Source organism: Streptomyces swartbergensis, assembly GCF_002148965.1.
Lineage (GTDB): Bacteria > Actinomycetota > Actinomycetes > Streptomycetales > Streptomycetaceae > Streptomyces > Streptomyces swartbergensis.
On the sequence record NZ_NGFN01000543.1, the window covers coordinates 1 to 3,373 of the forward strand.

1 protein-coding gene is annotated in these 3,373 nt (G+C 76.9%); it reads right to left on the reverse strand.

Going from position 1 to position 3,373, the window contains the following annotated elements; genetic code table 11:
• On the reverse strand, positions 1–3,373 hold a 3,373-nt coding region (locus CA983_RS47390; RefSeq protein WP_086605866.1), incomplete at both ends, for a hypothetical protein.

The window sequence follows — 3,373 nt, forward strand, 5'->3', positions numbered from 1 at the left end:
CTGGCACCGCTCCTGGAGGGAGCGCGCTGCCTCCAGGAGCGGTGCCAGCGAGGTGACGGTGGTCTCGCAGCCCGCCTCGTCGAACTGCCGGGCGGCGGTGGTGTTGCGGGCGAGGCCGATGAAGCGCACCCCGGCCTGCTGGGCGGCGGTGAGTTCGGCGACCGTGGAGCCGATCAGTACGCCGGTCGTGGTGGCGCCGCCGGTGGAGTGCATCGCGCGCAGGAGGCAGTCGGGGTGCGGGGTCAGCAGGGTGAGGTCCTCGCCGCGGGCGTGGATGCCGGCCAGGGGGAGGCCGTAGGGGTCCAGGTAGCGGTGCACGGCCGGTGCGCTGACGTCCGTGACCACGCTGACGCGGCGACCGGAGCCGTGCAGGGCGCGGACCAGCGGCACGGAGTTGTGCGTGGTGGGCGCGTCGGGGACCGCGCGCAGTTCGATCGCGTCGAGACGGTCGCGCAGGAGCGGGCCCAGCCGGTCCCGCGCGAAGGCCCGCAGCACGGCCAGCGGATGCGTGAACGTGTCCCGCACCGCGGCGGGCGGGGCGCCCTCGGGGTCGCGGTGCTCGGCGACCAGGGCGAGCAGGTCGAGCGCGGCCTCGCTCGCCGCCCGCGCTGAGAACAGCCGGGCCAAGGGGCCGTCGAAGCCGAGCAGCACGGACTCGGCCTCGCCGAGGAGATCGGACAGCGGGCGCTGTTTGGGGACCGGGCCCTGTGGCCCGGGCAGGGCCGTGCCCTCCGGGGCCAGCTGCACCGACGCCGCCACCGACAGGCCCGGCACCGGCCAGCGGCGCAGCCCGGCGTTGACCGCCCGCTGGGCCGCGCCCGCCCGGCGCAGCGGATGGCGGCGGGTGATCCGGGCCGCCTCCTCCAGCAGATGGCCGAGCAGCGGCTCGGAGACCCGGGTCACCTCGGCGCGCACGAAGGCGACCGGGTCCTCCACGTGCCAGGACAGCTCGACCGCGGCCGTGAAGGCGCCCTTGCCGGAACTCGGCAGGGAGACCCGGTGGTGGGACTGGTGGGTGGTGAGGTCCACCTTGTAGTACGTCACGAACCGCGACGGCCGGTCGCCGTGCGGCTGGGCGGGGTCGAGGAGGGTGAGCGGGCCGTCGGGCCGGGTGTGGACGACGGCCGTGCGGCCGGGGGCCGGTATCCCGAGCCGGCGCGGATCGTGCGTGATGAAGGGGCCCTGCACCAGGTCGCGGGCCTCGGGTTCGGGGGCGGCCGTGGAAGGGGACAGCGGGCAGGACCAGGCGACCGGCGGGGTGTCCGTGGCGCCGTCCTGGAACAGGGGCTGGAAGCGCTGGGGCCCCTGGGCGGCCGAGCTGGCGGCGAACTCCTCGTACACGGCCGGGGCGACGACCACCTGGATGCCGGCGGACACCGGCGGCACCTCCGGCGGCGCGACGGGCCGGTCCCAGAAGGTGACGGTCAGCGACGGCGGGTCCACGAGCCCGGTGAGGACCTCGGGCAGGCCGCGCAGGACGGCGACCAGGACGGGGAGGACGAAGGTGCCGGGTTCGGTGTGGACGATGTAGCCGTCGGGGCGGACGCGGACGTCGAACTGGTGGGCGGCCAGGGCGCCGCGCGCGAGCATCTCGTGCACCGCGTACTCAAGGGTGATCCGGGCCTCCGGCCGGTTCAGATCGTCGGCCTCGAAGAGGATCGTCGGGGCGGTGGCCCCCCGGGCCTCGTCCAGTTCGGCGTGCAGGGCCCGGAGCCTCGACTTCAGGATCCGCAGACGGTCACGGGCCGCCGCCGCCGCGGGGCCGGGAACGCCGTCCAGGGGCGGGCCGTACCAGAGGTCGAGCGCGCGCTGGACCTCGGCGGGGCCGCGCGCCGGGCCGTCGAGCAGCTTCTCGCAGTGGAACACGTCGACGTGGACGTCCGGCACGTGCAGGGCGTAGGCCTCCGGGAGGGTGACCAGGGCACCGGGGGGCAGCACCCGGCGCAGCTCCGGAACGAGGTCCTCGATGCGGGCCGCGGCCCGGCGCTCCGCCGGCGGCTCCTCCCACAGGCCCCGGGCCAGCTCGACGTGCGTCACGCGGCGCCCGTGGCCGAAGAGCAGCATGCACAGCAGCGCCTGGGCCTCCGGTGACGGAGGCTCCACGGGGCTGGTGCCGTGGCTGATGCGCAGGGGGCCGAGCAGGGTGACGTCGAGCGGGGGCGGCCACTGGGCCGTCGCGGCCAGTTCGGCGGCGTACCGGGCGGCCGCGGGCAGCCTGCGCCCGTCGATCAGGTCGAGCAGCTCGCGGTGCTCGGCGGGCACCGACACGCTCGTCGCCAGCTGCTTGAGCAGCCACCGGAACTCGGCCAGGTCCGACTCGGGGTCCTTGCCCCGCGACTCCTCGCCCAGCGCGACCCGGCTCAGCAGCACGCCGCCGTCGGGCCGCAGCAGCAGGCCGGCGGGCCCGCGCTCCCCGCGCACCAGGCCGTGCGCGTGCAGCGCTTCGAGGCCGGCCAGGCCCTGGCACACCAGGCGGGCGAACGTCCGGAAGGAGAGACCCGAGAGCACCTCGGCCAGCGTCAGCCCGTCCACGAACTCGGTGACCACGTACGGGGCGCCGTCCGCCACCCCGAAGTCCAGCACCCGCACCACGTGCGGGTCCTCCAGCCCGGCCAGCGTGCGCGCCTCGCTCAGGAACCGTTCCTGCGGTGCCGGCTGCTCGCGGTACCGGCGTACGACCACCTGCCGGCCGGTGTGGACGTCCACCGCCTTCCACAGGCTGCCGTTCGCCCCGCGCAGCCCGGCCGGCCGGTAGCGCCCGGCGAACAACCGCTCCGGCGGCCCCTGCCCGCCCAGCCGGCGCACGGTCTCCTCGCTGACCGTCGCGAACGCCGGGCCCGAGCCGTCCTGCCCGCCGTCCGCCTGCGCCCGGAACTCCCCGGCCGCGAGCCCCGCCCGCTCGTCGATCAGGCTGCCGATCCGCGCGAGGAACTCCCGGGTCCGGCCGCGGGCCGTGCGGGGCAGGGAGCGCAGGAGCAGCTCCCGCACGCCGGGCCGGAACGCGTAGGAGCCGGGCGGTCCCGGGACGGCGGTGAGCATGCCGCTGAGGATCACCTCGGCCAGGTGCTGGGGGCGCGGGTCGCGGTCCACGGCACGCTGGACCAGGCGCATCACCGGGACCGAGGGGACCGCCAGCGCGAGGTGCCCGGCCAGCCGGAAGGCCTCCGGGGACGCGGTCGCGCGGAAGCGCAGCACCAGGTCCTCGGGGGAGGAGCCGGTGATGTCCCGGGCCGGTTCCGCGGGCGGTGCGGGAGCGGGCGGCAGCCAGGCAGCCGCGCCCTGGGTGCGGGCGCCGCCGGGGCCGGCGACCAGGGCCGCCCAGTGGGCGAGCCAGGGTGCGCCCGGTTCCAGGACCGGCAGGGGCAGGGCCCGG